The organism is Aestuariibaculum sp. M13 (genome assembly GCF_024723255.1).
Classification (GTDB): Bacteria; Bacteroidota; Bacteroidia; order Flavobacteriales; family Flavobacteriaceae; genus Aestuariibaculum; species Aestuariibaculum lutulentum.
Map to the genome: position 1 here is coordinate 1 of NZ_JANIAC010000009.1, position 2,414 is coordinate 2,414.

Consider the following 2,414-nt stretch of genomic DNA (forward strand, 5'->3'; position numbering starts at 1 on the left):
TTTCCAGATAATTACAACTCCAGGTATTTACTGTCGCATCAGGATTATAATTACAGGAATTAGGGTCCATACAACCATAAGGTTTTATGCTAGGCTGAACATCGAGAATCTGATAACCATTACCTTCCTTCGCTAAAATGGTTTTGTCTGCCGGAATATTGGTATGGGTCTCCACAAGACCAGATGGCCAGGTGATTTTAAGTTCAAGAATTTCGGTATCAGATCCTAACCCAAAGTGTACTGGCTTTAAATGCTGCGATAAAAAACCTTTTCCGCTATAATAGCGATGCAACAAACCTCTGGCTGTTTTTACAGATAATGTGGCACCAATCGCATCACGATTAGATGTGGTACCTTCAAGCTTCACTTTAAACCAATGCAAATCTTCAGCTGGCTGATTAACATCGGTAAGTTTGTTTTCATAAAAATAGGACGGTCCGTCATTGTTGGTCACAAATATGTCTAAATCACCATCGTTATCATAATCAAATACAGCTTCCGTAACACTGATAGCTTCCTCATTTAATTTTGTTTTCTCAGAACTATTTACAAATCCTTCCACTCCTGTTTCCAATGTGTTTTCAAAATAAACATTGTGCCAGTCTCCTGAATTCGGATAATCAAAACCATTAACAACAAACAAATCTTCATCGCGGTCTAAATCAAAATCTGAAAAAGACACATCCCAAGCCCAGCCCGCATTGTATATTTTAAAGGTTCGTGCCAAATCCTCGTAAGATCCATCAACTGTTTTTTTCATTAAGGCATTATCTCCAATTGTAGTAACATAAATATCAAATTCCCCATCGTTATTATAATCTCCAATGGTAACTCCCATATCACCCCGAGATGTATTTAAACCATAATTAGCCGCTTGTTCTGTAAAACCTGTACCATTATTGTTTATAAAAAGATCATTAGGACCGGGATTAAAATCATTAGCTACATATAAATCTAGCCACCCATCTCCATTAAAATCGAAAGGAATACTTTGATACGAATGCTTACTATTTACCCCTTGAAAAATATGACTTACATCAGAAAATGTTCCATCCTGATTATTCTTATAAAGTCTATTTCCTTCACAATCACTATCCCAGTCAGCAATAAAAATATCCAGAAATCCATCTTTATTATAGTCGAACCAGGTAGCTCCAGTATTGATACAATCGTTGTACTTCTTAAAACCAGCTTCAACAGTAACTTCCTTAAAAGTGCCGTTTCCTTCATTATGGAGTAATTGCATTTTATTGGTATGCGTCATAAACAAATCAGGATAGCCATCATTATCGTAATCCCCCCAAAAGGCACCAAACTTAAACCCTGTAAAGGCTATTGAAGTTTCTCCGGTTTCTCCTTCGGGGAACAAGTCTGTCAACCCCGAATTCTGTGTTACATTAGTAAATGTACCATCATTGTTATTACGAAATAATTTACTTTGTGTAGTTTCATCTCCAACAACATCCTGTGCTTTAGCAACCACAAATACATCTAAATCTCCATCAGCATCATAATCGGCTAAAGCTGCACCATTATTTTCCCTAATAGAACCTAATCCATTATAAGTTTCTATACGTTCAAAGGTTTGAGCATTTATTTTATAAACACTAACAAAACAAATTATTGAAATAATATAAATTGATGTGGAATAGCTTGTTTTCATTTATATAATCTATAACATAAAACTATAATTTATTTACTAATCACCACAATTTTTCGAGATAAGTTATTAATTTTCAACACATACACTCCTGTTGACAGGGTATTTGTAAAATGAAGTTCTGATACTTTGGTGGCTTCATTATAGCTGTTACTTAAGTATTGTAAAAACCTACCGTTAATATCGAACAGTTGAAACATATCTGTTGCTAGGGTGTTTGATACCTTTACACTGTTTGATGATGTGTTTATCGGGTTTGGATAAACTTTCAAGGCGCCTGCTAAATCTTCAACAGGTGTTGCTACTCCTTCAAAATATTGTTTGCCATAGCTAAAAGCTTTCTGACCGATTTTAATTCCCATAAATCGCCCAGGAATATCATCGGCTGGTGGGTGTATACCGCCCCAGATTCGTGATAAACTACACTGGTCGGACGCATCGCGGTAAGTAGCCCATTGTAGTGTGACATCAACCGAAGGGCCTTCTTCAAACACTAAAAACTCGTTCTTTTTGGCGATAAACTCGCCCATTCCTCCCGGAAAGTACTCATCACCGGTGAGTAAAGTCATTACCTCGGCTGCGGCTCTGGAATACGTGGAATGCCCGGACACATAGCCTGCAAACGGAGGTGTTACAAAGGTTGGTCGCTGGTAAGGCCACCAGGTTTCAGCCAGTATCCACCCTACGCCTGCTTCATCTACTTGAGGATCATTTATAAAATCATGTCCCTTCCATGCGTAGAGTTTTATCTTTC

General features: G+C 37.4%; 2 protein-coding genes. Both read right to left on the bottom strand.

Annotated features, from left to right (window positions below):
- On the bottom strand, window positions 1-1,663 hold a 1,663-nt coding region (locus tag NO995_RS17770), incomplete at its 3' end, for a CRTAC1 family protein (RefSeq protein WP_258228639.1).
- A 29-nt stretch (window positions 1,664-1,692) separates the two neighbouring features.
- The coding region (locus tag NO995_RS17775) for a T9SS type A sorting domain-containing protein (protein ID WP_258228640.1) at window positions 1,693-2,414 on the bottom strand (722 nt) is incomplete at its 5' end.